Annotated in this window: 35 protein-coding genes; 32 read left to right on the top strand and 3 right to left on the bottom strand. The window is 37.9% G+C overall.

Annotated elements, in window-relative coordinates:
- Positions 1 to 211: 211 nt before the first annotated feature.
- The 10 genes from OQX63_RS15535 (at position 212) to OQX63_RS15490 (ending at position 6909) form a co-directional block, all read left to right on the top strand.
- Entirely contained in the window at positions 212 to 820 is a 609-nt protein-coding gene (locus tag OQX63_RS15535; RefSeq protein WP_265851739.1) for a class I SAM-dependent methyltransferase, read from the top strand.
- 23 nt (positions 821 to 843) lie between these two features.
- A complete protein-coding gene (locus OQX63_RS15530; protein ID WP_265851738.1) occupies positions 844 to 1065 on the top strand; it encodes a VF530 family protein in 222 nt (73 codons plus the stop codon).
- Positions 1066 to 1207: 142 nt separating this feature from the next.
- Entirely contained in the window at positions 1208 to 1606 is a 399-nt protein-coding gene (locus OQX63_RS15525) for a hypothetical protein (RefSeq protein WP_265851737.1), read from the top strand.
- Positions 1607 to 1745: 139 nt separating this feature from the next.
- A complete protein-coding gene (locus OQX63_RS15520; RefSeq protein ID WP_265851736.1) occupies positions 1746 to 1916 on the top strand; it encodes a hypothetical protein in 171 nt (56 codons plus the stop codon).
- Between the two features lie 667 nt (positions 1917 to 2583).
- Positions 2584 to 2997 carry a 30S ribosomal protein S12 gene (gene rpsL / locus OQX63_RS15515; RefSeq protein ID WP_010599925.1) on the top strand — a complete coding sequence of 138 codons (414 nt, stop codon included), beginning with the start codon at positions 2584 to 2586 and terminating at the stop codon, positions 2995 to 2997.
- 17 nt (positions 2998 to 3014) lie between these two features.
- Entirely contained in the window at positions 3015 to 3482 is a 468-nt protein-coding gene (gene rpsG, locus OQX63_RS15510; protein ID WP_025145241.1) for a 30S ribosomal protein S7, read from the top strand.
- 129 nt (positions 3483 to 3611) lie between these two features.
- Complete coding sequence (gene fusA, locus OQX63_RS15505; RefSeq protein WP_265851735.1) at positions 3612 to 5726, top strand: elongation factor G; 2115 nt, start codon at positions 3612 to 3614, stop codon at positions 5724 to 5726.
- 132 nt (positions 5727 to 5858) lie between these two features.
- Positions 5859 to 6164, top strand: coding sequence for a 30S ribosomal protein S10 (rpsJ, locus tag OQX63_RS15500; protein WP_008244591.1), 306 nt, complete (start codon positions 5859 to 5861; stop codon positions 6162 to 6164).
- Positions 6165 to 6264: 100 nt separating this feature from the next.
- Positions 6265 to 6510: a hypothetical protein gene (locus OQX63_RS15495; RefSeq protein WP_265851734.1), complete on the top strand. Its 246-nt coding sequence runs from the start codon at positions 6265 to 6267 to the stop codon at positions 6508 to 6510.
- Positions 6511 to 6633: 123 nt separating this feature from the next.
- Complete coding sequence (locus tag OQX63_RS15490) at positions 6634 to 6909, top strand: hypothetical protein (RefSeq protein ID WP_265851733.1); 276 nt, start codon at positions 6634 to 6636, stop codon at positions 6907 to 6909.
- Between the two features lie 380 nt (positions 6910 to 7289).
- On the opposite strand, the gene OQX63_RS15485 is transcribed toward OQX63_RS15490, so the two are convergent.
- Both OQX63_RS15485 and OQX63_RS15480 read right to left on the bottom strand, forming a co-directional pair.
- Positions 7290 to 7652, bottom strand: coding sequence for a hypothetical protein (locus tag OQX63_RS15485; RefSeq protein ID WP_265851732.1), 363 nt, complete (start codon positions 7650 to 7652; stop codon positions 7290 to 7292).
- A gap of 108 nt (positions 7653 to 7760) precedes the next feature.
- A complete protein-coding gene (locus OQX63_RS15480) occupies positions 7761 to 8408 on the bottom strand; it encodes a hypothetical protein (RefSeq protein WP_265851731.1) in 648 nt (215 codons plus the stop codon).
- A 135-nt stretch (positions 8409 to 8543) separates the two neighbouring features.
- Here OQX63_RS15480 and OQX63_RS15475 point away from each other — a divergent pair, with 135 nt between their 5' ends.
- Positions 8544 to 9887, top strand: a complete 1344-nt coding sequence (locus OQX63_RS15475) for a deoxyguanosinetriphosphate triphosphohydrolase (protein ID WP_265851730.1) — start codon at positions 8544 to 8546, stop codon at positions 9885 to 9887.
- A 475-nt stretch (positions 9888 to 10362) separates the two neighbouring features.
- Here the strand turns inward: OQX63_RS15475 and OQX63_RS15470 are convergent, their stop codons facing one another.
- Positions 10363 to 10974, bottom strand: coding sequence for a hypothetical protein (locus OQX63_RS15470; protein WP_265851729.1), 612 nt, complete (start codon positions 10972 to 10974; stop codon positions 10363 to 10365).
- 170 nt (positions 10975 to 11144) lie between these two features.
- Here OQX63_RS15470 and OQX63_RS15465 point away from each other — a divergent pair, with 170 nt between their 5' ends.
- The 21 genes from OQX63_RS15465 to rplR all read left to right on the top strand — a co-directional run bounded on the left by OQX63_RS15465 (position 11145) and on the right by rplR (position 22787).
- The gene (locus tag OQX63_RS15465) at positions 11145 to 12401 is read left to right on the top strand and encodes a prephenate dehydrogenase (RefSeq protein ID WP_265851728.1); all 1257 of its coding nucleotides are present in this window, start codon (positions 11145 to 11147) and stop codon (positions 12399 to 12401) included.
- A gap of 9 nt (positions 12402 to 12410) precedes the next feature.
- Positions 12411 to 12998: a hypothetical protein gene (locus OQX63_RS15460; RefSeq protein ID WP_265851727.1), complete on the top strand. Its 588-nt coding sequence runs from the start codon at positions 12411 to 12413 to the stop codon at positions 12996 to 12998.
- A 195-nt stretch (positions 12999 to 13193) separates the two neighbouring features.
- Positions 13194 to 14027 carry a sulfite exporter TauE/SafE family protein gene (locus tag OQX63_RS15455; protein ID WP_265851726.1) on the top strand — a complete coding sequence of 278 codons (834 nt, stop codon included), beginning with the start codon at positions 13194 to 13196 and terminating at the stop codon, positions 14025 to 14027.
- A complete protein-coding gene (locus tag OQX63_RS15450; protein ID WP_265851725.1) occupies positions 14027 to 14422 on the top strand; it encodes a DUF1634 domain-containing protein in 396 nt (131 codons plus the stop codon). Before OQX63_RS15455 ends, OQX63_RS15450 begins: the two co-directional genes overlap by 1 nt.
- A 440-nt stretch (positions 14423 to 14862) precedes the next feature.
- Positions 14863 to 15480, top strand: a complete 618-nt coding sequence (rplC, locus tag OQX63_RS15445) for a 50S ribosomal protein L3 (RefSeq protein ID WP_056849254.1) — start codon at positions 14863 to 14865, stop codon at positions 15478 to 15480.
- Between the two features lie 4 nt (positions 15481 to 15484).
- The gene (rplD, locus tag OQX63_RS15440; RefSeq protein WP_265851724.1) at positions 15485 to 16114 is read left to right on the top strand and encodes a 50S ribosomal protein L4; all 630 of its coding nucleotides are present in this window, start codon (positions 15485 to 15487) and stop codon (positions 16112 to 16114) included.
- Position 16115: 1 nt separating this feature from the next.
- On the top strand, positions 16116 to 16406 hold the full coding sequence (rplW, locus tag OQX63_RS15435) for a 50S ribosomal protein L23 (RefSeq protein ID WP_090501098.1): 291 nt from the start codon (positions 16116 to 16118) through the stop codon (positions 16404 to 16406).
- A gap of 20 nt (positions 16407 to 16426) precedes the next feature.
- Positions 16427 to 17251, top strand: a complete 825-nt coding sequence (gene rplB / locus OQX63_RS15430; protein ID WP_090501100.1) for a 50S ribosomal protein L2 — start codon at positions 16427 to 16429, stop codon at positions 17249 to 17251.
- Positions 17251 to 17517 (top strand): 30S ribosomal protein S19, encoded by a 267-nt coding sequence (rpsS, locus tag OQX63_RS23390; RefSeq protein ID WP_010599906.1) that lies wholly within the window; start codon positions 17251 to 17253, stop codon positions 17515 to 17517. Before rplB ends, rpsS begins: the two co-directional genes overlap by 1 nt.
- A gap of 7 nt (positions 17518 to 17524) precedes the next feature.
- Entirely contained in the window at positions 17525 to 17887 is a 363-nt protein-coding gene (gene rplV / locus OQX63_RS15420) for a 50S ribosomal protein L22 (RefSeq protein WP_090501102.1), read from the top strand.
- 7 nt (positions 17888 to 17894) lie between these two features.
- Entirely contained in the window at positions 17895 to 18740 is an 846-nt protein-coding gene (rpsC, locus tag OQX63_RS15415; RefSeq protein ID WP_090501104.1) for a 30S ribosomal protein S3, read from the top strand.
- Positions 18741 to 18780: 40 nt separating this feature from the next.
- A complete protein-coding gene (gene rplP / locus OQX63_RS15410; protein ID WP_010599903.1) occupies positions 18781 to 19203 on the top strand; it encodes a 50S ribosomal protein L16 in 423 nt (140 codons plus the stop codon).
- Between the two features lie 73 nt (positions 19204 to 19276).
- On the top strand, positions 19277 to 19489 hold the full coding sequence (gene rpmC / locus OQX63_RS15405; RefSeq protein ID WP_025145217.1) for a 50S ribosomal protein L29: 213 nt from the start codon (positions 19277 to 19279) through the stop codon (positions 19487 to 19489).
- A 13-nt stretch (positions 19490 to 19502) separates the two neighbouring features.
- Positions 19503 to 19757, top strand: coding sequence for a 30S ribosomal protein S17 (gene rpsQ / locus OQX63_RS15400; RefSeq protein ID WP_010599901.1), 255 nt, complete (start codon positions 19503 to 19505; stop codon positions 19755 to 19757).
- Between the two features lies 1 nt (position 19758).
- On the top strand, positions 19759 to 20127 hold the full coding sequence (gene rplN, locus OQX63_RS15395; protein WP_010599900.1) for a 50S ribosomal protein L14: 369 nt from the start codon (positions 19759 to 19761) through the stop codon (positions 20125 to 20127).
- Position 20128: 1 nt separating this feature from the next.
- Positions 20129 to 20470: a 50S ribosomal protein L24 gene (gene rplX, locus OQX63_RS15390; protein WP_090501105.1), complete on the top strand. Its 342-nt coding sequence runs from the start codon at positions 20129 to 20131 to the stop codon at positions 20468 to 20470.
- Positions 20467 to 21033 carry a 50S ribosomal protein L5 gene (gene rplE, locus OQX63_RS15385; protein WP_086547740.1) on the top strand — a complete coding sequence of 189 codons (567 nt, stop codon included), beginning with the start codon at positions 20467 to 20469 and terminating at the stop codon, positions 21031 to 21033. The genes rplX and rplE overlap by 4 nt, the downstream gene beginning before the upstream one ends.
- Positions 21033 to 21302: a 30S ribosomal protein S14 gene (rpsN, locus tag OQX63_RS15380; protein ID WP_025145214.1), complete on the top strand. Its 270-nt coding sequence runs from the start codon at positions 21033 to 21035 to the stop codon at positions 21300 to 21302. The genes rplE and rpsN overlap by 1 nt, the downstream gene beginning before the upstream one ends.
- A gap of 148 nt (positions 21303 to 21450) precedes the next feature.
- Positions 21451 to 21852, top strand: coding sequence for a 30S ribosomal protein S8 (rpsH, locus tag OQX63_RS15375; protein ID WP_265851741.1), 402 nt, complete (start codon positions 21451 to 21453; stop codon positions 21850 to 21852).
- An 18-nt stretch (positions 21853 to 21870) separates the two neighbouring features.
- Positions 21871 to 22428, top strand: coding sequence for a 50S ribosomal protein L6 (gene rplF / locus OQX63_RS15370; protein WP_090501107.1), 558 nt, complete (start codon positions 21871 to 21873; stop codon positions 22426 to 22428).
- Between the two features lie 5 nt (positions 22429 to 22433).
- Positions 22434 to 22787 carry a 50S ribosomal protein L18 gene (rplR, locus tag OQX63_RS15365; RefSeq protein ID WP_029278655.1) on the top strand — a complete coding sequence of 118 codons (354 nt, stop codon included), beginning with the start codon at positions 22434 to 22436 and terminating at the stop codon, positions 22785 to 22787.
- Positions 22788 to 22789 lie beyond the last annotated feature (2 nt).

Here is a 22789-nt window from a genome sequence, read left to right as displayed (position 1 = left end):
TCGGGAGCAGGCCTTTCATCCTAAACCTGACAGTAGCGGGCATGAAGTACAACGGAATAAAGCGGATGGCAGGGCTGCATTTGCCAAGTACCACAGCACGTTTGTTTCCAAAAAAATAGAAATATGATTAACTTAGTGTTGCGAAGGCATCACTAACTGCTGGATGTTTTAAAGCTCTACATTAACACTAATCAGTATCGAAATTTTAAGGATGGAAAAAGGAGAGCGTAAAAACGTTTATAAAGTTTACAATAAGATAGGTCGCTGGTTTGCCGAAAACCGTTACACCGATTCGGTAGAAAAAGCTTACTTAAATGATATCTTCGAACGCCTTCCGCCTGATGCAAAGGTTTTAGACCTGGGCTGCGGTGATGGGAAACCTATATTGGAATATTTTATTAACCATAGCATCAATGTTTTAGGCGTTGATGCCAGTGCGCTCATGATCGAATTAGCTAAGGCCAACTTCCCAGCCACAAGGTTTCTGATTAAGGATATGCGAGAACTGGATCTGGATGAAAAATTTGATGTTATTATTGCCTGGCATAGCTTTTTTCATCTTCCGGCTGATGACCAGCCCAATATGTTTGCCATTTTTAAGCGTCACTTAAAGGCTAACGGTATTTTACTGTTTACATCCGGAACGGAGCAGGGAGAAGTGTGGGGCATGAACGGGGGCGAAAACCTTTTTCATGCCTCATTGGCTACAGCTGAATATCTGGACTTGCTTCAGGTAAACCAATTTGAGGTGATCAGCCACAAAGTAAATGATCCTGATTGCGGTGGTGCAAATGTTTGGAAGGCACAGTATAAACCCTAATAATTTTGCCTTAACTTTGTAAAATGGCCGAACAGCAAAAGAACAATCCCTTACACGGTATCACGTTAGAAAAAATAGTAACCGACCTCCATTCACATTATGGTTGGGAAAAATTGGGATCATTGATCAGGATCGATTGTTTTAATAACAATCAAACGATCAAATCGAGCTTGAAGTTTTTAAGAAGAATGCCCTGGGCCAGAAAAAAGGTAGAAGATTTATATCTCGATACGTTTAGTAAATGATGGAATGAGTGGGTTTAGAATGAATTTTGAATAATAAAATGAGTGAATAGGCTAGTCTAATCCAATATTTTCTTACTTAATCATTTCTTTTCCTTGCAACCTTTTCTTTAAAACGTCGTCATCTTGATCTAAACCTTACCAAATGAAAAATATTTTCTACAGTTTTTTACTGATCATTGCTTTAAGCAGCTGCGCTCTTGGCGTGATGACCACAGTTTATTCCATGTCTAAGGGTAAATTAGATATTCCTCAAAAAGAAACTCATCATGTTGTGTACCAGGCCAGTTTTGGCGAGGGCTTAACGGCAGATGTAACTTATACCGATGAAAATGAACAACAGACAGCACTTAAAGGCGTGAACGGAATCTGGGAAAAAAGGGTTACCTTAAAAAAAGGCACGCCTGTTCAGCTTAAAACTTTGGCTGTGGCCAAAAAAGAAGCTAAAGGCGAATATAAAATATTGGTAGATGGTAAAGTGGTTTCTGAGTATATTTTGAGAGGGAAAAGACTCAATTATACTTTCTCATTCGATTTGCCGTAAGGAGCTAAATATCACTCAATTATTATTGCATTCAAACATTCAGTAATTCACTAATTAATTATTCATTAAATCTTCATTTTGATTTTCGAGATTTAATCAACAAAATAACAAGGTTTATTCATTATTAATCAATTCGAAAATGAAAGCAATTAAAGTTTTGAGCATCGCTTTATTAGCCATGTTTACTTTCGCCACCGTTAACGCGCAAACTGCAGCACCTGCAAAACCAACTACAGAAAAATCAATGACAAAAAAAGGTCATAAAAAACATCATCATAAAAAACACACAAAAAAAGTAGCTAAAGCTTAAAAAAGGAAAGTCTTTCAGGTAAAACTGGAGGACTTTTTTTTTGAATCTTAATAGGTTGTTATTCACCCGTAGTGCAATGTTATTAAGTTAAGTAAAGCGTTCGTCAGTCTGAGCGTAGTTGAAGACTTGAGATTGATAAACTTTGACTACGCTATCCAAACGAACTCCAAAAAATGTCGTTATTGCTGAGAAGGAACGACGAAGCAATCTATCATGCTAATTGATCCTTGCTATAAAGATTGCTTTGTCGGCTGAAAAAGCCTTCTCAGCAATGAGACGATCCCTCAAGGTGACATCTTTTTCAATTTATCCCTTAACTTAATAATATTGGGCCGAACTCAATCTAAGAGTGGCGGAAGTTGCTTTCCAAATAAGAGTTTAATAATCATGAAACATGCAAGGATGCCTTGAGTATTTAATATGAGAAAGATTGCTTCACGCCACCATCATTGCCTCCACTTCAGTGTGCAATGACGACAAGAGAAAGGAAGAACTGCAACTCCTTAATCCTCAACTGAAAACTGATAAGTGCAAACTGAAAACTTTTTACGCTAACCCCTTGATTTTTAAAAAGAATTGTTCTACTTTTGCAGTCCGTTTTATGGGCTATCTGCAAGGATGCCGGGGGAGCGGTAAATTTTTTAAATAAAAAACATAAAAAAGCACAATGCCAACCATTCAACAATTAGTTAGAAAAGGTAGAGTAGCACTGGAGTTCAAGAGTAAGTCTCCAGCGTTGGACAGCTGTCCACAGCGAAGAGGTGTATGTACACGTGTGTACACCACTACCCCTAAAAAACCAAACTCAGCAATGCGTAAAGTAGCCCGTGTTCGTTTAACGAACGGTAAAGAGGTGAATGCTTACATCCCTGGAGAAGGTCACAACTTACAGGAGCACTCTATTGTATTGATCCGTGGTGGTCGTGTTAAAGATTTACCAGGTGTACGTTACCACATCATCCGTGGTGCATTAGATACATCAGGCGTTGCTGGTCGTAACCAACGTCGTTCTAAATATGGTACTAAACGTCCTAAACCAGGTCAAGCAGCTGCTGCACCTGCAAAAGGAAAGAAAAAATAATCGGGAGGAAATAAGAAATGAGAAAGTCAAAACCAAAAAAGAGAATTATTCTTCCTGATCCAAAATTTAATGATGTTCAGGTAACCCGTTTTGTAAACAACATGATGTACGATGGAAAAAAATCTATCGCTTATTCAATTTTTTACGATGCTGTTGAAATTGCTGAGAAAAAAGCAGGTGAAAACGGTTTAGAAGTATTTAAACGCGCGTTAACTAACATTATGCCAGCTGTAGAGGTTAAATCTCGTCGTGTTGGTGGTGCTAACTTCCAGGTTCCAACAGAAGTTAGACCAGAGCGTAAAACAGCTTTAGGTATGAAATGGTTAATTTTATACGCTCGTCGTCGTGGTGAAAAAACCATGAAAGAGAAATTAGCTGGTGAAATCGTAGCTGCTGCTAAAGGTGAAGGAGCTGCTGTTAAGAAGAAAGAAGATACGCACAAAATGGCTGAGGCTAACAAAGCGTTCTCTCACTTCAGATTCTAATTTAGAATTAACAGATTAGTAAGATTACACAGATTTAATTAGAAGATTATACTGATTAGATAAATTGCACCGATTTGTTTTTACATAATCGGTGTAATCATTTAAAATCAGATAAATCAAAAACATAACATGGCAAGAGATTTAAAATTTACAAGAAATATTGGAATCGCGGCTCACATTGATGCGGGTAAAACCACAACAACTGAGCGTATCCTTTATTATGCTGGTGTAAGTCACAAAATTGGTGAGGTGCACGAAGGTGCTGCAACAATGGACTGGATGGCACAAGAGCAGGAACGTGGTATTACCATTACTTCTGCTGCAACTACAGTTAACTGGAAATACAGAAACCAGAACTATCACATGAACATTATCGATACACCAGGACACGTGGATTTTACCGTAGAGGTAAACCGCTCGTTACGTGTATTAGATGGTTTAGTGTTCTTGTTTTCGGCTGTTGATGGTGTTGAGCCTCAATCAGAAACGAACTGGCGTTTAGCTAACAACTACAATGTTGCCCGTATCGGTTTCGTTAACAAAATGGACCGTTCTGGTGCTGACTTCTTAAAAGTTGTTAAGCAAGTTAAAGATATGTTAGGTAGCAATGCAGTTCCTTTGCAATTACCTATCGGTTCTGAAGATAACTTCAAAGGTGTGGTTGATTTGATCAACAACCGTGGTATCGTTTGGAATGAGCATGATAAAGGCATGACCTTTACTGAAGTGCCTATCCCTGATGATATGGTTGATGAGGTTGCTGAGTGGAGAGAAAAATTATTAGAATCAGTTGCTGATTATGATGAGTCTCTAATGGAGAAATTCTTCGACGCTCCTGAAACCATCACTGAACGCGAAGTTTTAGACGCTTTACGTGCAGCTGTTTTAGATGCTAAAATCGTTCCTATGGTATGTGGTTCATCTTTCAAAAACAAAGGTGTGCAGACCATGTTGGATTACGTAATGGAATTATTGCCTTCACCTCTTGATTCAGAAGGTGTAACAGGTACTAACCCAGATACAGGTGCAGAAGTTTTATTAAAACCAAGCATCAATGAGCCATTTGCAGCTTTAGCATTTAAAATTGCAACTGACCCATTTGTAGGCCGTTTATGTTTTATCCGTGTTTACTCAGGTAATTTAGAAGCTGGTTCTTACGTTTACAACACCCGTTCAGAAAGTAAAGAGCGTATCTCACGTATCTTCCAAATGCATGCTAATAAGCAAAACCCTGTGCCTAATGTGGCTGCTGGTGATATTGCTGCTGTAGTAGGATTTAAAGATATCAAAACTGGTGATACACTTTGCGAAGAGAAAAATCCAATCGTTCTTGAATCGATGAACTTCCCTGAGCCGGTTATCGGTTTAGCTATTGAGCCTAAAACTCAGGCTGACGTAGATAAATTAGGTATGGGCTTATCTAAATTAGCTGAAGAAGATCCTACATTCAGAGTTCAGACAGATCAGGAAACTGGTCAAACTGTAATTTCTGGTATGGGTGAGCTTCACTTAGATATCTTAATTGACCGTTTAAAACGCGAATTTAAGGTAGAAGTTAATCAAGGTGCGCCACAGGTAGCATACAAAGAGGCAATTTTCGGTACGACTGAACACCGTGAAGTTTACAAAAAACAATCAGGTGGTCGTGGTAAATTCGCCGATATTAAAGTGGTAATCTCTCCAATTGATGCTGACTTTGAAAAAGGTGGTTTACAATTCGTAAATGAAATTGTAGGTGGTTCAATTCCTCGTGAATTTATCCCTTCAGTTGAAAAAGGATTTGCTTCTGCAATGTCTAACGGTGTATTGGCTGGTTATCCACTTCCTGATATGAAAGTACGTTTGATCGATGGTTCATTCCACGCAGTCGATTCAGATGCTTTATCATTCGAGCTTGCAGCCCGTATGGCATACCGTGAGGCTTTACCTAAATGTAGACCATCTTTGATGGAGCCTATCATGAAAATCGAAATCTTAACCCCTGAAGAAAACATGGGTGATGTTATCGGTGATATGAACCGTCGTCGTGGTCAGTTACAAGGTATGGATACCCGTAATGGATCTCAGGTAATTAAAGCATTAGTTCCACTTTCAGAAATGTTCGGTTATGTAACGCAGTTACGTACCATCACTTCAGGCCGTGCAACTTCTACCATGGAATTTGACCACTACGAGCCAGCGCCTAAAAACGTTCAGGATGAAGTAGTAGCTAAATCTAAAGGAAGAATTAAATCTGAAGACTAGTATTTGTTAAGCGGATAGCGTTTTGCGTTTAGCGATGATTTTCGCCGCACGCAAAACGCTTAACGCAAAACTCAAGATAAATCCGGTTTCTGTTGTTAATAGCTCTAACAGGAAACCATAATTAAAAATAAGATGAGCCAAAGAATCAGAATTAAATTAAAATCTTACGATTACAACTTAGTAGATAAATCTGCTGAAAAAATCGTAAAAACTGTTAAACCTACGGGTGCAGTGGTAAGTGGTCCGATTCCACTTCCTACAGAGAAAAAAATCTTTACTGTTTTACGTTCTCCACACGTAAACAAAAAAGCTAGAGAGCAATTCCAATTATGCGCTTACAAACGTTTATTGGATATTTATAGCTCTAACTCTAAAACAGTTGATGCTTTAATGAAACTTGAATTACCTAGCGGTGTTGAAGTTGAAATCAAAGTTTAATTGATTTTAAAAGAAAAGGAAAGGTCCCGATGCAAATCGGGACCTTTTTTCGTATAGCCCTAATTCTAAAACAAAACTTCAGCTGACTGGTTGTACTGGTATGACAAGTAAAGATAAAGAACAAGAAGGATTGCCTGTTGAAGGACAGGATTTCGCTGATCCTAAGGACGAACAGAAAGATAAACCTTCTTCACACGGAGAGGTAGCCAATCAAAAAGGTGGTGATTTTTCTGAACTAGAAGAAAGCAGGATGGAAAATCCACCAAAGCACCGGGATGAAAATGGTTCATCTAAAGATGATTTGGATAGTGGTACAGAGATAGATCAAAGTAAAGGCGTGAGCTAACACAAATGATTGACACCGATAAAATAAAGTAAAAGGCTTTATAGTACAACAAATACTTTCAAATTAAACCTTTCTAGGATATCTATTGTTATTATAAGAGGATGTCTACAAAAATAAATCGCTATGGAAAGTAATGAAAACAAAAATATTGATCCTAATGAGGACATTAACAGTAATGAGGATCATATAGAATGGGATAATGGAGAGGCTACCTATGGGCATAAAAGAGCTGATTTTAAGCGTAAAGATGAGCCAGAAACACCACATTCAGTGAATACAGAAAATGATCCTATTCGGAGCGTAAATGAAAATTTAACCAATTCAAATTTAAGCCAGGGAGAAGATATTGGAAACAGAAACAAGAATGATGAGAAAGGTTTGCGTGGGAAAGATTTATGATTTAATTATAAAGAGATTATCCTCGTAGAATAATCCCTTTATAATATTTATGCATTTTCCGGTAGATGGAAGTAATTTAGAATTCGACAACTGCAATGCTTTAATTAAGTAGCGAATGCCCTTAAGTAGTTAGTTAATGATAAGTTTAATTTTGTCGCGAATCCTACAGCAATACAAATTTCCAAAACTTAAAATCAATTCACAAGGAATATAGTTTTAATAGATTGATTTATATCAATTTTTCTAATGCTTTATTACTAATATTATAAAGCACTCATTAATCATATTCCAGTATTTGTTTTCAAGCTTCATATTCCTTTCTAGATGTTCAGAAACTTTTTTATTGAAGTTATGTATATTGCTTAAGACGAATGATCTCTTTAAATTCCTGTATCTAAAGCGCGGTTTTCATCAGTTTCTTTAATACCGGTTTTCGTTTTAAAGTCTTCAGATGAACTTCCGGTATGGCTTTCTGCGCTCTTTACTGTTGGCTTTCTGTCAGCGCTGTTATAGGCATCATCACTAAGTGAATCTTTGCCTTGTGTGCCGGAGTTATCTAACCCGTCTTTAGCTAAAGGATTGCCTTTAATCAATTCGCCAGGCTCTTTGCCATAACTGCTTACCACATTAGTATCATTACCATCTTCAAAAGCTTTTTGTACATCAGATTTTTCTGATTGTTCATCTCCTGATCCTACATAACCTTCTGTATGATCGTTTTTATTATATATGCTTGTTTTCATGTTATTATCGCTTTATAAATAAACAGGGCAGGGGCTAAATGGTTTGAACAAGGATAAATCTATAATAGCTGATCATAAAAAAGGCAGATATTGCTATCTGCCTTCGCTTTAATTTCTATAAGGAAAATTCCTTGATATTTTTCGCATCATCCGTTCTACCATATCATCAGTAGAGCTTAATATGTTATCGTCCATTGTTTTAAAGAAACGCCACAATAATTCGCCATCTGATCCATTATTTATAGTTAAGAACATGGTACCTGTTCCGGATTTTCCTCCGAAACCTCCAAATAAAACTGCTGAGGCAATGGCACCGGCTTCTGATTTCGTTTGCTCTGTTTCGAAACGGCCACCGATCACCGCATCAACACCAAGTATTTTGGCCAATTCATCTTTAGTTGTTTCGTCTAATTTACTTAAAACACCAGCTTTTTTTAACAGGATATTTGTTTTGTCAACATCCTGAAAAGTTACGGTGTAGTCTGAAGCTTTTCTTAACAGAAAAGTGTACATACTGGACTGGATAGACCTGGCCATTGATTCTTCCTGACTTTTGTTCGCCTCTGCATTAAAATTTTTTGGTTGTTTCCTGTAAGAGATTTTTACTTCGAAAGGTAAAATGGCTACAATTTTGTGTGTTTTGATCGTTTCCTTCAATTTCGGACTTTCAAAAATTTGCTTCGAGCCTTCAAATTGCGCTTTGGTCAAAACCGTAAAGCAGCATAAAATAGATAGCGTTAATAAGATTTTTTTCATTATTTGTTTGTTTAATTTTTTGCCGAATATAAATAATCTTTCAATAACTGTAATATAACTTTACATGAAGTTTTATGCTTAACCATTTTCGCGTTTTGTTTAACTTGCGCCAAATTTTAAATGCCAACGGAATAAATGGAATGGAAATATTTACTTTCTAATAAGAGATACGGACAAGAGCAATATGGTGCCAGCACAGATCGGGCACGCTCAGATTTTCAACGTGATTACGACCGGTTGATTTTTTCATCTCCATTTAGAAGACTGCAGAATAAAACACAGGTTTTTCCCTTGCCTGGAAGCGTTTTTGTACACAACCGTTTAACACATAGTTTAGAAGTGGCCAGTGTAGCCCGTTCCATGGCAAATATATTTTTAAAAGGTATAGAAGAGCACCAACCGCAACTCATTAAAGATGTTCCATTAATTAATGAAGTAGGCAATATTGTGGCTGCCGCTGCACTAGCGCATGATTTGGGTAACCCGGCATTTGGACATTCCGGAGAAGCGGCCATCTCGCGCTATTTCACCGATGGTGATGGTAAGGTTTATCAGAAAGAAATGAGTGAATCGCAATGGCACGATTTAATCAATTTCGAAGGAAATGCGAATGCCATCCGCATCCTTACCCATCCACTAAAGGGAAAGGGGAATGATGCTTATGCGCTCACCTATTCTACTTTGGCCTCTATAGCCAAATATCCATGTGCCTCAATTGCCGGCAAACAGAAAGGTATGCTACATCGTAAAAAGTACGGTTTCTTCCAGTCAGAAGAAGAGAGTTTTAAAAAGATTGCTACCGAACTTCACCTGGCACAGGAAGATAGTGAGTACCTGATCTATAAACGCCACCCATTGGTTTACCTGGTAGAAGCTGCAGATGATATATGTTATAGCATCATCGATTTGGAGGATGCACACCGCCTTAAGATACTTTCTTATGAAGAAGTAAAAGGTTTCCTATTACCTTTTGCCAATTCAACAACAATAGAAGAGCGTTTAAAAAACGATTACGAAGACGATGATGCCAAAATTGGTTTGCTTCGTGCTAAAGCTATTAATACCTTAACAAACCAATGTGCAGCCATATTTTTTAGGGAACAGGAAAAGCTATTAAAGGGTGATCTTAACTATAGCTTAACCGATTTACTACCCGAACCTTATATCTCAGCATGGAAAGCTGTAGAAAAAATCTCAGTAGAGCGTATCTACAATTTCTCTTCGGTAATACAGAAAGAAGTGGCAGGTTATAAAATTATGGCCGGTTTATTAGAAGAGTTTGTGCCTGCACTTATTCATAACAATACGCACTATTATAAAAAACTGGTCAAACTTATTCCTAAGCAATATCATACCGATTTGACCGATATTTATTCTATTATACAAAGTGTGTTAGACTTTGTTTCTGGAATGACAGACCTATATGCTGTAGATTTATACCGGAATATTAAGGGGATATCATTCCCTTCAGAAACGTAGTCGTTTTAACTTGATAAATCATCTTTTTTCAAATCGTTATTTTTTAGAAGGCAGTTGCAGTAGTTTTTTGCGAGAGGGAAGTTCTTTTTCAAATTAAAGGGATTGGGATCGGGTTTTAGTGCCCCAAATGGTACTTCTGTGCGTGTAATAAATACGACAGTAGCGTCAGCTCCCGATTTAAGTATTGTTTTTGTTTGTATGGTGTGCTTGCTTGTTTCACAGGTTTCATCGGAACTATAGCAAATTGAAGGTCTGGTAGACCGAATGAACACGAGCCCTGCTTTTCTAAAAAAATAAAGGCTTTGTTATAAATTGTATTTTACATTTATTTGTCACCTTGAACCTGTCTAAACGCCATCAAAACATTTAAAATACATCCTATTAGCGGTGTCAGATGTTACCATCTGACACTAAATTAGATCTTCTTGGTATGGTTCCGGAAGCAAAAAAATCCGAATTGATTTGTGGATAGACTTTATCTTCCCCTGCCTTCATCCCATTTATTACGCTCATCCTGCAATTCGCGCGCAAGTTTCATTTCTTTATCTTTTGCCTTTACCTTATGTGCCTGAAATTCATCGGCCACTTCCTGGTAAAGTTCAGTTCTATATTTGGCCTCATGCCTTAACTTTCCAGATTGAAAAATAACAAAAGCCAAACCGATGCCCAGCACAATAATAATACTCCAAACAATGGTATTATAAGTGCCTTTATTAAATGAAATTCCTAAAAACTTAATTTCGTTGACTGAGGCCGTAGCGTTGGCTAGTGAACTTTCTTTTCCCGTAACTTCACCTTTTAAACTCGAAATATTACCAGCCTGTGCTTTAATTTCCTGCCTGGCTTCCTGCAATTGCTTGCGTTCCTTTTTTAGCGTATCGTTAACACTTTTCCATAAGGAGGATAAGCGGTTTGGATTAATCAACTTTGCGCCATACAAACTTTTAGACTTTTTTAACATGAACTGATACTGACCATTTAGCGATGGGTCGGTATTTTTGGTAGTGTCAGGAGCGGTTTGCGCAAACGCAACGTTTAAAAATAGCATAGCGCCTAAAAACAATAGGGTGTGTTTAATTTTCTGCATAGTTTAAATATAGGTATTAGCTTGTAAAACTACATGTTTATCTATTTTGCGGTTAATAAAATTGTTTAAGATTTTGGCAAATCGATAAAATTATATGGGTTTAACATTCTAAATAACAATTTTATCTAAGTTTTATTATAAAATTATTTGCGATAGGTTACATTTGTTTCATGCAAATAGGAATTATTGGTATGGGCGATATGGGCAAATTGTACGCTTTATCGTTTGTAAATGCTGGTTACAAGGTGTGTGGGGCAGATATGCCTTTTCGTTTTACAGATTTAAAAAATGAGCTTGAACCAAAAGGAATCGAAATTTTAATTGATGGCCATGAGGTGGCACGTAAATCTGATTTTATCATTTACTGTGTTGAAGCCGAAAAAATTGATGAAGTGGTGGCTACTTTTGCCCGCTCAACAAAATATGGTGCCATTGTTGCCGGACAAACTTCTGTTAAACACCCGGAAATTGCTGCTTTTGAAAAACACCTTCCAGAAGATACCCAGATTGTAACCTGCCACTCTTTGCATGGTCCGGCTTTTAGTCCGGAGGGACAAACGCTTGTGGTGGTGCGTCACCGTGCTACCGATGAGGTTTATGCGCAGGCGCTTGAGATCTATAAATCTTTAAAATCGAACATCATCGAAATGGACGATTACAGGGAGCATGATCGTATTGTAGCCGATACGCAAGCGGTTACGCACATGGGTTTTGAGAGCATGGGCTCTGCCTGGAAGAATGCGGGTTTCTTCCCCTGGGATAATCCTGCTTATGCAGGTGGCATTGATAACGTAAAGATTCTGACTACCCTGAGAATTTTTAGCTATAAATCGCACATTTATGCCGGTTTGGCTATTTTAAATCCTTATGCACAAAAACAGGTAAAATATTATGCTCAGGCAGAATCTGAACTCTTTAAGTTGATGATCTGTGAAAATGAAGCTGGATTTAGAGAGAAAATCTATGCAGCCCGCGATTTCGTTTTTCATGAAAGCCGTTCGCTTTTACTGTTGGATGATAAGATCATGAAAGAATTCAGTCTATCGGATGCCAGCCATAAGCAAAAACCCAATTCACATCTTAGTTTATTAAGTATGGTATATGCCTGGTATAAAATGGGCGTAAATCCTTACGATAACCTGATCTGCCAAACGCCTCCTTTTAAATTGAGATTAGGTATTGCCGAATATCTTTTCAAGAATGAAGAAATGCTCGAAGAATCGATTCATACCGCTTTATATGATAAATCTATCCGTGGTGATGATTTAGAATTCCATACCGCCGTGCACGAATGGGCATCGATTATTGGCTATGGTGATTTAAAAGGCTACAAAGAACATTTCGAAGCAGCCAAATCATTTTTTGCCAATCGTTTAAATGATGGCAGGGATTTAAGTGCGGAGATGATTAAAAGGTTGGGGAAGTAACCATTGGGGATGAAAGCCACTTTAAATAAACCTGAACTGCTTTCGCAGCTGGAGCGAGAACTAAAAGAGATAGAAATACTTTGTGGTGAATACGATAACGGAAACGAATCTGTTATCTATCCGATTGCAGAGCGAATCATGGTGATTTTCCATAACTCCAATCAGGCAAAAGCATTGGTAAGTCAGCTTAAATTAAGTAACCTAGATATGTATTGCAGTTCTGAGATTTACAACTCCAAAAGCCTTACCAATTTTATCGGCTTATTAAAATTAGCACATCGTGCCGGGAAAAACTGGAGTTATTTGGCCAAATTAGATCGTTCTGCTTTAACAACCGTATCGCAGGAAAACTGGTGGAACAATAAAAAAGTAATTATTGATTCTGATAGTATTGCTTTTACAAGAGCTAAAATAATTAAATCGCTGGCTAGTTCCAGTCCGTTATTGCTAAACACTTCAGGCTGGACAGTTAAAGATGGCAATGGCAACAAATCAACGATTTCCCCAATAGCCGAAACAGTTAGGCAAATTGCTTTCGAACTACTTGAAAGTTTTCGGGATGTTGATTTGAATAAGGAAAGCAAGCTTTATAAGTAATTATGGAATGAGAGAATTATTGAATTTTGAATGAATCAATTACTGAATGAGTAAACGCCTATTATTCTCTCTTATAAAACTCACCTACTCAATCATTCACTCATTCAAAATTCTATTTATCCATATACCATATAGACTTTATTTTATTCCCTAAATCCTTCGTTTCGCCAAAACAAGTGACTTATATTTGCCCACATGTCGGTATTGCTGTTTACCATTATCGTTTTATTAGGTGCTTTTTTAGCCGGATTATTAGGTTCGCTAACTGGTTTAGGCGGGGGGGTAATCATCATTCCCTTGCTTACTTTGGCCCTGGGTGTCGATATTCATTATGCCATTGGCGCATCCATTGTTTCGGTTATTGCTACCTCTTCAGGTTCAGCTGCTGCTTATGTAAAAGAGGGCATTACCAATATCCGGATCGGGATGTTTTTGGAAATCGCTACAACCATAGGTGCCATTTGCGGCGCAATTGTAGCCGTTTACCTGAATGCAAACTATATTGCTATTCTGTTTGGCTGTATTTTAATCTTTTCGGCTATCATGACTTTAAAGAAAAAGGTAGATCACACTACATTGGAAGATACCGATAAATGGGCCAGGTTTTTTAGACTCAACGGATCTTATCCCGATAAAGGTGTTGATCGTTCCTATGCTGTAAAACATGTTCCGGGAGGTTTTTTAATGATGCTTTTTGCCGGAACCTTATCAGGCTTACTGGGCATTGGAAGTGGGGCACTAAAGGTAATTGCAATGGATAATATTATGCGATTACCCTTTAAGGTATCAACCACAACCAGTAATTTTATGATGGGCGTAACGGCAGCAGCCAGTGCAGTGGTTTATCTGCACCGTGGCCAGATTGATCCCGGCATTGCCATGCCCGTGTGTATTGGTGTTTTAACAGGAGCAACAGTAGGCTCGAAAGTATTGGTAAAGGCCAAAACCGATAAACTTAAAATTGTATTTGCCGTTGTAGTTGCTTTTTTGGCATTACAGATGATTTATAAAGGAATAAGTGGATTATAATGGATACAGCAAAAAAAGAAAATCTGAACGATAAGGATATCCAGGTAATTCTCGGCACGCTTTTACGTGCAGGCGTAATCATTTCGATGTCCATCGTTTTAATCGGCGGTGCCATTTTCCTCATCCATAATAAAGGAGCCATTACCGACTATAAAGTTTTCAAACCGGAACTTAGTAAGTTTTCTTCCATTTTGGGCATATTTAAGGGAGTAGCTAGTTTTCAGGGTGATGCTATTGTACAGTTCGGCATACTCATGCTTATTTTTACACCGATTGCGCGCATCGTTTTTGCCATCTTTAGCTTTTTGATTGAACGTGATTACCTATATGTGCTGATAGGATTTATTATTTTAGCTATTATAACCATTAGCCTTAACGGTGGGATAGCGCATTAATTTTTCAAATAGCAATGTTGTAATTGTTCAGCCTGAGAAATGGACAAGATTAAAAACGACATTGATAAAGCGATTATATATGGTGGTTTGTTTTCGGATAACATGATTGTTTATGGTTTCATAAAACTCTCTATAGGCTATTTTTGTAAAACAATTCATGACCGCAGTTTACGTTAGATTTTATGCTTTTTTTTTATTGAAAACTAAGGATAAAGCGCTTTCAGTCAAATATATAACTATTGCCTTAAACGCTATAATAGCCCATTGGCATCCATTTTTAAGTTAAATCCCATCATATCAGCAATTTATTTGAAAAAATATTTAGCTAACTATTTGAAAATTAATAATTCTTGCCTATCTTTGCCGTCCCTTTCGGGGGATGTACAACCACCTTGAACGAAGCCCTACTGCTTCGATGGGTGTTAAAAAGAAAAGATAAAATGTCAGGAATTATTGGAAAAAAAGTAGGAATGACCAGTATCTTTGATGCCGAAGGAAGAAACATTCCTTGTACGGTAATCGAGGCTGGGCCTTGTGTAGTTACACAAGTAAAGACCGAAGAAAAAGACGGGTATTCATCAATCCAACTGGGTTATGATGAGAAAAAAGAGAAAAACACAACTCAACCGTTAAAAGGCCATTTCGCGAAAGCAAACACAACTCCGAAACGCAAGCTGGTAGAATTCGATTCGTTTACAACTTCACTTAATTTAGGTGACGTGGTAACCGTTGACGCATTCGCAGAAGGCGATTTTGTTGATGTTGTAGGTACCTCAAAAGGTAAAGGTTTTCAAGGTGTTGTAAAACGCCACGGATTTGCCGGTGTTGGTATGCAGACTCACGGTCAGCATAACCGTTTACGTGCCCCAGGTTCATTGGGAGCATCATCATTCCCATCACGTGTATTCAAAGGAATGCGCATGGCTGGAAGAACAGGTGGAGACAGGGTAAAAGTTCAGAACTTACAGGTTTTGAAAGTTTATGCTGAGCAAAACTTATTAGTAGTTAGTGGTTCCATTCCAGGAGCTAAAGGTTCTTACGTAATCTTAGACAAATAATCAGATGGAAGTTAAAGTATTAAACATTTCAGGTAAAGAAACAGGTGCCAAGGTGCAACTTCCTGAATCGGTATTTGGTATCGAGCCTAACGACCACGCGATTTATTTAGATGTAAAACAGTATTTGGCTAACCAACGTCAAGGTACTCACAAATCTAAACAACGTAATGAGATTGCTGGTTCAACCCGCAAACTATACAAACAAAAAGGTACAGGTGGTGCCCGTGCTGGTAGCATTAAATCTCCGTTATTTAACGGTGGTGGTCGTGTTTTCGGTCCTCAGCCACGTGATTACAGTTTTAAATTGAACAAGAAATTAAAATCATTAGCACGTAAATCGGCTTTAGCTTATAAAGCAAAAGACAATAACGTGGTGGTTTTAGAAGATTTCAACTTCGATACAATTAAAACTAAAAACTATACAAGTTTATTGGCTGCTTTAAAAGTAGATAATCAAAAAACTTTGTTGGTTTTACCTGCACAAAATAATAATATCTATTTATCAAGCAGAAACGTTCAGAAAACTAAAGTAATCTCTGCAGCAGATTTAAATACTTATGATGTATTAAACGCTGGTGTACTTGTGTTAACTGCTGATTCTGTTAAAACTTTGGAGGAGGCGTTTGCCAAATAATATGGAAATTTTAAAAAAACCAATATTAACCGAAAAAGCTTCAGCTTTATCTGAGAAATCTAACCGTTTCACGTTCAGTGTTAACCACAAGGCTAACAAAATCCAAATCAAAGCTGCTATTGAGAAATTGTACGGTGTAACCATCGTTGCAGTTAACACAATGGTTGTTGATGGAAAAGCTAAATCTCGTTACACTAAAGCAGGTTTTGTATCTGGCCGTAGCCCGAAATACAAAAAAGCAATCGTAACGTTAAAAGACGGCGAAACAATAGATTATTACGCAACCCTTTAATTTAATAATTCATTATAACTATGGGCTTAAGAAAATTTAAACCAGTTACTCCAGGTACCCGCTTCAGAGTTGGTGCTAGTTTTACGGAGATTACAGCAACCAAGCCCGAAAAATCATTGGTTGTATCATCAAAAAAGTCTGGTGGACGTAACAATACAGGAAAAATGACTATGCGCTACATGGGCGGTGGTCACAAAAAATCATATCGTTTAATCGACTTCAAACGCGATAAATTCGATATTCCTGCAACAGTAGCTACTGTTGAATACGATCCAAACCGTACTGCCCGCATCGCATTATTACATTATGCAGATGGCGAGAAGCGTTATATCATCGCTCCTGAAGGATTGCAAGTTGGTTCGGTATTATTATCGGGCGACAAAGCAGCACCAGAAGTAGGTAACACTTTAAAATTATCGAACATTCCATTAGGTTCTATCATCCACAACGTGGAGATCCACCCTGGAAAAGGAGCACAATTGGCTCGTAGTGCAGGTGCTTATGCACAATTAGCTGCCCGCGATGGTAAATATGCTACTTTAAAAATGCCTTCAGGCGAAACCCGTTTAATCCTGACTACTTGTCTGGCTACTATCGGTGCTGTATCTAACTCAGATCACGCAAACGAAGTATTAGGTAAAGCAGGTCGTAAGCGTTGGTTGGGCCGTCGTCCGAGAACTAGACCGGTAGCGATGAACCCAGTAGATCACCCAATGGGTGGTGGTGAAGGTAGATCATCAGGTGGTCACCCACGTTCAAGAAATGGCGTTTTAGCTAAAGGCTACAAAACCAGAGAACTTAAAAAATATTCTAATCGTTACATCATAGAGAGAAGGAAGAAATAATGGCTCGTTCGATAAAAAAAGGACCTTATATTGACCATAACGTAGAGAAAAAAGTAAACTCTATGAATGATTCAGGCAAAAAGTCTGTAATCAAAACTTGGTCACGCAGATCAATGATATCACCAGATTTCGTTAATCATACATTTGCAGTACACAACGGTAACAAGTTTATCCCTGTGTATGTTACAGAAAACATGGTTGGTCACAAGTTGGGAGAATTTGCTCCAACCAGAACATTCAGAGGACACGCTGAAAAGAAAAAATAATTAGACAATGGAAGCAATAGCAAAATTAAACAATTGTCCAACCTCACCGCGTAAGATGCGTTTGGTTGTAGATCTTATCAGAGGTGAACGTGTAGAAAAAGCATTGAGCATTTTAAAGTTTACCAATAAAGAAGCAGCAATAAGAGTTGAGAAATTATTATTATCTGCTATCAAAAACTGGGAATCTAAAAATGAAGGTGCCCGCCCTGAAGAAAACCAACTTTTTGTAAAAACAGTAATGGTTGATGGTGGCCGTCAGTTAAAACGCTTACGTCCAGCTCCTCAAGGCCGTGGATATAGAATTCGTAAACGTTCTAACCACGTAACGCTGATTGTAGATAGTAAAAATACAGAAACAACTCAAAACTAATTAGGAAATGGGACAAAAAGCAAATCCAATAGGTGCCAGATTAGGAATTATCAAAGGATGGGATTCTAACTGGTTCGGTGGCAACAACTACTCCGATAAATTAGTTGAAGATGAGAAAATAAGAAAATACCTTTCTGCCCGTATCGCAAAAGGCGGTGTTGCAAAAGTGGTTATTGAGCGTACGTTAAAACGTATCACGGTTACCATCCACACAGCTCGTCCGGGTATTGTAATCGGTAAAGCAGGTGCTGAGGTTGATAAAATCAAAGAAGAGTTAAAGAAATTGACTAAAAAGGAAATTCAGATTAACATCTTTGAAATTAAACGCCCTGAACTTGATGCACAATTAGTTGCAGAAGGTGTTGCAAAACAATTAGAAGCAAGGATCTCATTCCGTAGAGCAATGAAATCTTCTATCGCATCAACCATGCGTATGGGTGCTGAAGGTATTAAAATCATGACTTCTGGTCGTTTAGGTGGTGCTGAGATGGCGCGTACTGAGCAGTACAAAGAAGGAAGAGTGCCTTTGCATACATTCCGTGCTGATATCGACTACGCTTTAGCTGAAGCCTTAACTACTTATGGTAAAATAGGTGTTAAAGTTTGGATCTGTAAAGGTGAGGTTTATGGAAAACGTGATTTGTCTCCAAACATTGGTGCAACAAACAACGGTCCAAAAGGCGCATCAGATAAACCAGCTTTCGGTGGAAGAGATAACCGTGGTGGTGGAAGAGATAACCGTGGCGGTGGTAACGACAGACGTGGTGGAAACCAAGGCGGTGGTCGTGGTCCAGGCCAAGGTGGTGCAAACAGAGGTGGTGGCGCAGGCGCTAACAGAGGTCCTCGTAAATAATTGATTTATTAACATCGTTTAACGATTAGAACAAAATAAAATGTTACAGCCAAAAAGAACGAAGTTCAGGAAGATGCAAAAAGGCAGAATGAAGGGTTTAGCTTCTCGTGGAGCTGAGTTAGCATTCGGATCTTTCGGTATCAAATCTCTAGAAGCTACTTGGATCACAAGTCGTCAGATAGAGGCTGCCCGTATTGCCGTAACTCGTTTCATGAAACGTGAAGGCCAAGTATGGATCAGGATCTTCCCGGACAAACCGGTAACTAAAAAACCTGCTGAGGTACGTATGGGTAAAGGTAAAGGTGCTCCTGAGTATTGGGTAGCAGTTGTAAGACCTGGACGCGTAATTTTCGAAGCTGAAGGTGTGCCTTTAGAAGTTGCTAAAGAAGCATTGCGTTTAGCTGCTCAGAAATTACCGATCCAAACCAAATTCGTAGTACGTAGAGATTACGTAGAAGCATAGTAAAGTGTTGAGGTGAATGTTGTAAATACTTGTTTATTATAACCGCTACACTCAACGTAAAAGAAAAAGAAAAATGAAAAATTCAGAAATCACAGGGCTTTCAAAAGAAGAATTAGTAGCTAAGATTGCGGAAGAAAAAGAGAACTTATCAAAATTGAAGTTCGCTCACACTATTTCAGCTATCGAAAATCCTTCACGTATTGCAAAAGTAAGGAAAGACATAGCCCGTTTAAACACTGAGTTGACTAAAGTGAAAAACACTGAGTCAGCTACTGAAACTAAATAATTTGAGAGTCGACATGGAAAGACAATTAAGAAAAACAAGAACCGGGTTAGTGGTAAGCAACAAGATGGATAAATCTGTTGTAGTGAGCGTGGAGCGTAAAGTAAAACACCCGATTTATGGTAAGTTCGTAAAGAAAACTACCAAATTTATGGCTCACGACGAGAAAAATGAATGCGGTATCGGTGATACAGTATTAATTATGGAAACTCGTCCTTTGAGTAAAAACAAGAACTGGAGATTGGTACAAATTTTAGAAAGAGCTAAATAAGATGGTACAACAGGAATCAAGATTAAACGTTGCTGATAACAGCGGCGCAAAAGAAGTATTGGTAATTCGCGTGCTAGGTGGAACCGGCAAACGTTATGCTTCAATTGGTGATAAAGTAGTTGTTACCGTAAAAAGCGCGTTACCTTCTGGTAACATTAAAAAAGGTACAGTTTCTAAAGCAGTTGTTGTAAGAACTAAAAAAGAAATCCGTCGTAAAGATGGTTCTTATATCCGTTTTGACGATAATGCTGCTGTATTATTGAACGCACAGGATGAGCCAAGAGGTACACGTATCTTTGGCCCGGTTGCGAGAGAACTACGTGAAAAACAATTCATGAAAATTGTATCATTAGCACCGGAGGTATTATAAAATGGGAAATAAAGTAAATACACCATCAAAACTTAAAATCCGCACAGGAGATTTAGTTAAAGTCATTGCTGGCGATTCAAAAGGTCAACAAGGAAAAGTACTTTCAGTACTTACAGATAAAAACAGAGCCATTGTGGAAGGCATCAACTTAGTATCTAAGCATACTAAACCAAATGCTGCTAATCCAAACGGTGGTATTATTAAAAAAGAAGCTGCTCTTCACATTTCTAACTTGATGTTGGTTGATCCAAAATCTGGTAAAACTACCCGCGTAGGTCGTAAACTTAACGCAGATGGTAAATTAGTTAGAGTTGCTAAAATTTCAGGAGAGGAGATTAAATAATGGCTACACCAAGATTAAAAAGCAAATACAAAGAAGAAGTTGTAAATGCACTAAAAGAAAAATTTCAGTACAAAACTGTAATGCAGGTTCCTAAATTGGAAAAAATCTGTATCAATCAGGGTGTTGGTCGTTTTTCTGTTACAGATAAGAAAATTATGGATACCACTATCGTTGAGTTGACTACCATTACTGGTCAGCAAGCGGTTCCGGCTAATTCAAAGAAAGATATCTCTAACTTTAAATTACGTAAAGGTATGCCAGTAGGTGTACGTGTTACTTTACGCGATAACAACATGTACGAGTTCTTAGATCGTTTGATCTCTGTAGCTTTGCCTCGTATCCGTGATTTCAAAGGTATTAACGATAAAGGTTTCGATGGAAAAGGTAACTACACGTTAGGTGTTACTGAACAAATCATCTTTCCTGAGATTAATATAGATAAAATCAATAAAATTTTAGGTATGGATATAACTTTCGTAACTTCGGCAAAATCTGACGTTGAGGCTCTTGAGTTATTGAAACAATTCGGATTACCATTTAAAAATCAAAAAACAGCAGAATAATGGCAAAAGAAGGTGTAAAAGCACGCGAAGTTAAGCGCCAAAAATTGGTAGCTAGATACGCTGAAAAACGTGCAGTATTAAAAGCTGCAGGAGATTTCGAGGGTTTAGATAAATTACCTAAAAACTCATCTCCAGTACGTTTACACAACCGTTGTAAATTAACTGGTCGTCCTCGTGGATATATGCGTACCTTTGGTATTTCAAGGGTAACGTTTCGCCAGATGGCACTAGACGGTAAAATACCAGGTGTTAAAAAAGCATCTTGGTAATATAAGCTTAAAGCTGAAAGCTCAAGGTCTAAAGCGATACATATCGCTTTAGTCTTTGTGCTTTAGTCTTTTTGCTTTTAAAAGAATTTTAACCGATAGCAGGTCCCACAGCTGGGTAGCAGAAGGAAACCACTATCAAAAACAATAAATAATGAATACAGATCCAATAGCAGATTATTTAACAAGAGTAAGGAATGCCATTAAGGCCAACCACCGTGTTGTAGAAATTCCTGCATCAAACCTTAAAAAAGAAATTACTAAAGTTCTTTTCGATAAAGGTTACATCTCGAACTACAAGTTTGAAGATACTACAGTTCAAGGCACCATTAAAATTGCTTTGAAATACAATCCGATTACTAAAGTTCCTGCTATTCGTACATTAGTGCGAGTAAGTAAACCAGGTTTGAGAAACTATGCTGGTGTTGAAAATATGCCAAGAGTATTAAACGGTTTAGGTATCGCAATCTTATCTACTTCAAAAGGTGTAATGACCGATAAAGAAGCAGCCAAATTAAACATTGGTGGTGAGGTATTGTGTCACGTTTATTAATATTAGGAGAACAGCACAATGTCAAGAATAGGAAAAGCCCCAATTACAATCCCTGCAGGTGTTACAATTACCGTATCAAAAGATAACGTAGTAACTGTAAAAGGACCAAAAGGTGAATTAACACAAGCAGTAGATTCAGATATCACTGTAAGTCAAGAAGATGGAATTTTAACAGTTCAACGTCCATCAGATCAAAAGAAACACAAAGCATTACACGGTTTATATCGCTCATTGCTTAACAACATGGTTGTTGGTGTTACAGAAGGTTATAAATTAACTCAGGAATTAGTAGGTGTTGGTTACCGTGCTACAAACACAGGTAATACATTAGATCTAGTTTTAGGTTATTCTCACCACTATGTATTCCAATTGCCAGCGGAAATTACTGTAACTACGCAATCAGAAAAAGGTCAGACTCCTAAAATCATTTTAGAGAGCACAGACAAGCAATTGATTGGCCAGGTAGCAGCGAAAATTCGTTCGTTACGTGCACCAGAACCATATAAAGGTAAAGGTATCAAGTTTGTAGGTGAAGTGTTAAGAAGAAAAGCAGGTAAATCAGCATCTAAAAAATAGTAATCATGGCAGGTAAAAAATTATCAAGAAGAGATCGTATTAAAAAAGGGATCAGAAAAAGACTTACCGGTTCGGAAGAACGTCCAAGGTTATCTGTATATAGAAGCAATAAAGGGATTTATGCTCAGGTAATTAACGATGTAACCGGTAAAACAATAGCATCAGCATCATCATTATCGAAAGATTTTACTGGTACTGGAAACAAGAGCGATCAGTCTGTTGCAGTAGGTAAATTAGTAGCCGAAAAAGCAATTGCTGCAGGTGTTAAAGAAGTTGTTTTCGATAGAAATGGCTATTTATACCACGGTCGTGTAAAATCGTTGGCAGAGGGTGCCCGCGAAGCTGGTTTAGTATTTTAATC

Source organism: Pedobacter sp. PF22-3 (assembly GCF_026239555.1).
In the GTDB taxonomy this organism is placed as follows: Bacteria; Bacteroidota; Bacteroidia; order Sphingobacteriales; family Sphingobacteriaceae; genus Pedobacter.
The sequence above is the reverse complement of the archived record's forward strand: the minus strand, read 5'-3'. Positions and strand labels throughout refer to the sequence as shown.

What these genes read in the sequence shown, in the direction of transcription:
- OQX63_RS15485 (WP_265851732.1), bottom strand. Translation starts at nt 7,652, where the DNA reads ATGAAAACAAGCATATATAATAAAAACGATCATACAGAAGGTTATGTA.
- rplB (WP_090501100.1), top strand. Translation starts at nt 16,427, where the DNA reads ATGGGCTTAAGAAAATTTAAACCAGTTACTCCAGGTACCCGCTTCAGA.
- rpsN (WP_025145214.1), top strand. Translation starts at nt 21,033, where the DNA reads ATGGCAAAAGAAGGTGTAAAAGCACGCGAAGTTAAGCGCCAAAAATTG.
- rpsC (WP_090501104.1), top strand. Translation starts at nt 17,895, where the DNA reads ATGGGACAAAAAGCAAATCCAATAGGTGCCAGATTAGGAATTATCAAA.
- rpsG (WP_025145241.1), top strand. Translation starts at nt 3,015, where the DNA reads ATGAGAAAGTCAAAACCAAAAAAGAGAATTATTCTTCCTGATCCAAAA.
- OQX63_RS15475 (WP_265851730.1), top strand. Translation starts at nt 8,544, where the DNA reads ATGGAATGGAAATATTTACTTTCTAATAAGAGATACGGACAAGAGCAA.
- rplC (WP_056849254.1), top strand. Translation starts at nt 14,863, where the DNA reads ATGTCAGGAATTATTGGAAAAAAAGTAGGAATGACCAGTATCTTTGAT.
- rpsS (WP_010599906.1), top strand. Translation starts at nt 17,251, where the DNA reads ATGGCTCGTTCGATAAAAAAAGGACCTTATATTGACCATAACGTAGAG.
- rplP (WP_010599903.1), top strand. Translation starts at nt 18,781, where the DNA reads ATGTTACAGCCAAAAAGAACGAAGTTCAGGAAGATGCAAAAAGGCAGA.
- rplR (WP_029278655.1), top strand. Translation starts at nt 22,434, where the DNA reads ATGGCAGGTAAAAAATTATCAAGAAGAGATCGTATTAAAAAAGGGATC.
- OQX63_RS15530 (WP_265851738.1), top strand. Translation starts at nt 844, where the DNA reads ATGGCCGAACAGCAAAAGAACAATCCCTTACACGGTATCACGTTAGAA.
- rpsL (WP_010599925.1), top strand. Translation starts at nt 2,584, where the DNA reads ATGCCAACCATTCAACAATTAGTTAGAAAAGGTAGAGTAGCACTGGAG.
- fusA (WP_265851735.1), top strand. Translation starts at nt 3,612, where the DNA reads ATGGCAAGAGATTTAAAATTTACAAGAAATATTGGAATCGCGGCTCAC.
- OQX63_RS15520 (WP_265851736.1), top strand. Translation starts at nt 1,746, where the DNA reads ATGAAAGCAATTAAAGTTTTGAGCATCGCTTTATTAGCCATGTTTACT.
- rplN (WP_010599900.1), top strand. Translation starts at nt 19,759, where the DNA reads ATGGTACAACAGGAATCAAGATTAAACGTTGCTGATAACAGCGGCGCA.
- OQX63_RS15525 (WP_265851737.1), top strand. Translation starts at nt 1,208, where the DNA reads ATGAAAAATATTTTCTACAGTTTTTTACTGATCATTGCTTTAAGCAGC.
- OQX63_RS15470 (WP_265851729.1), bottom strand. Translation starts at nt 10,974, where the DNA reads ATGCAGAAAATTAAACACACCCTATTGTTTTTAGGCGCTATGCTATTT.
- OQX63_RS15465 (WP_265851728.1), top strand. Translation starts at nt 11,145, where the DNA reads ATGCAAATAGGAATTATTGGTATGGGCGATATGGGCAAATTGTACGCT.
- OQX63_RS15490 (WP_265851733.1), top strand. Translation starts at nt 6,634, where the DNA reads ATGGAAAGTAATGAAAACAAAAATATTGATCCTAATGAGGACATTAAC.
- OQX63_RS15535 (WP_265851739.1), top strand. Translation starts at nt 212, where the DNA reads ATGGAAAAAGGAGAGCGTAAAAACGTTTATAAAGTTTACAATAAGATA.
- rplV (WP_090501102.1), top strand. Translation starts at nt 17,525, where the DNA reads ATGGAAGCAATAGCAAAATTAAACAATTGTCCAACCTCACCGCGTAAG.
- rpsJ (WP_008244591.1), top strand. Translation starts at nt 5,859, where the DNA reads ATGAGCCAAAGAATCAGAATTAAATTAAAATCTTACGATTACAACTTA.
- OQX63_RS15480 (WP_265851731.1), bottom strand. Translation starts at nt 8,408, where the DNA reads ATGAAAAAAATCTTATTAACGCTATCTATTTTATGCTGCTTTACGGTT.
- OQX63_RS15455 (WP_265851726.1), top strand. Translation starts at nt 13,194, where the DNA reads ATGTCGGTATTGCTGTTTACCATTATCGTTTTATTAGGTGCTTTTTTA.
- rplX (WP_090501105.1), top strand. Translation starts at nt 20,129, where the DNA reads ATGGGAAATAAAGTAAATACACCATCAAAACTTAAAATCCGCACAGGA.
- rpmC (WP_025145217.1), top strand. Translation starts at nt 19,277, where the DNA reads ATGAAAAATTCAGAAATCACAGGGCTTTCAAAAGAAGAATTAGTAGCT.
- rpsQ (WP_010599901.1), top strand. Translation starts at nt 19,503, where the DNA reads ATGGAAAGACAATTAAGAAAAACAAGAACCGGGTTAGTGGTAAGCAAC.
- OQX63_RS15450 (WP_265851725.1), top strand. Translation starts at nt 14,027, where the DNA reads ATGGATACAGCAAAAAAAGAAAATCTGAACGATAAGGATATCCAGGTA.
- rplD (WP_265851724.1), top strand. Translation starts at nt 15,485, where the DNA reads ATGGAAGTTAAAGTATTAAACATTTCAGGTAAAGAAACAGGTGCCAAG.
- OQX63_RS15495 (WP_265851734.1), top strand. Translation starts at nt 6,265, where the DNA reads ATGACAAGTAAAGATAAAGAACAAGAAGGATTGCCTGTTGAAGGACAG.
- rplF (WP_090501107.1), top strand. Translation starts at nt 21,871, where the DNA reads ATGTCAAGAATAGGAAAAGCCCCAATTACAATCCCTGCAGGTGTTACA.
- OQX63_RS15460 (WP_265851727.1), top strand. Translation starts at nt 12,411, where the DNA reads ATGAAAGCCACTTTAAATAAACCTGAACTGCTTTCGCAGCTGGAGCGA.
- rplW (WP_090501098.1), top strand. Translation starts at nt 16,116, where the DNA reads ATGGAAATTTTAAAAAAACCAATATTAACCGAAAAAGCTTCAGCTTTA.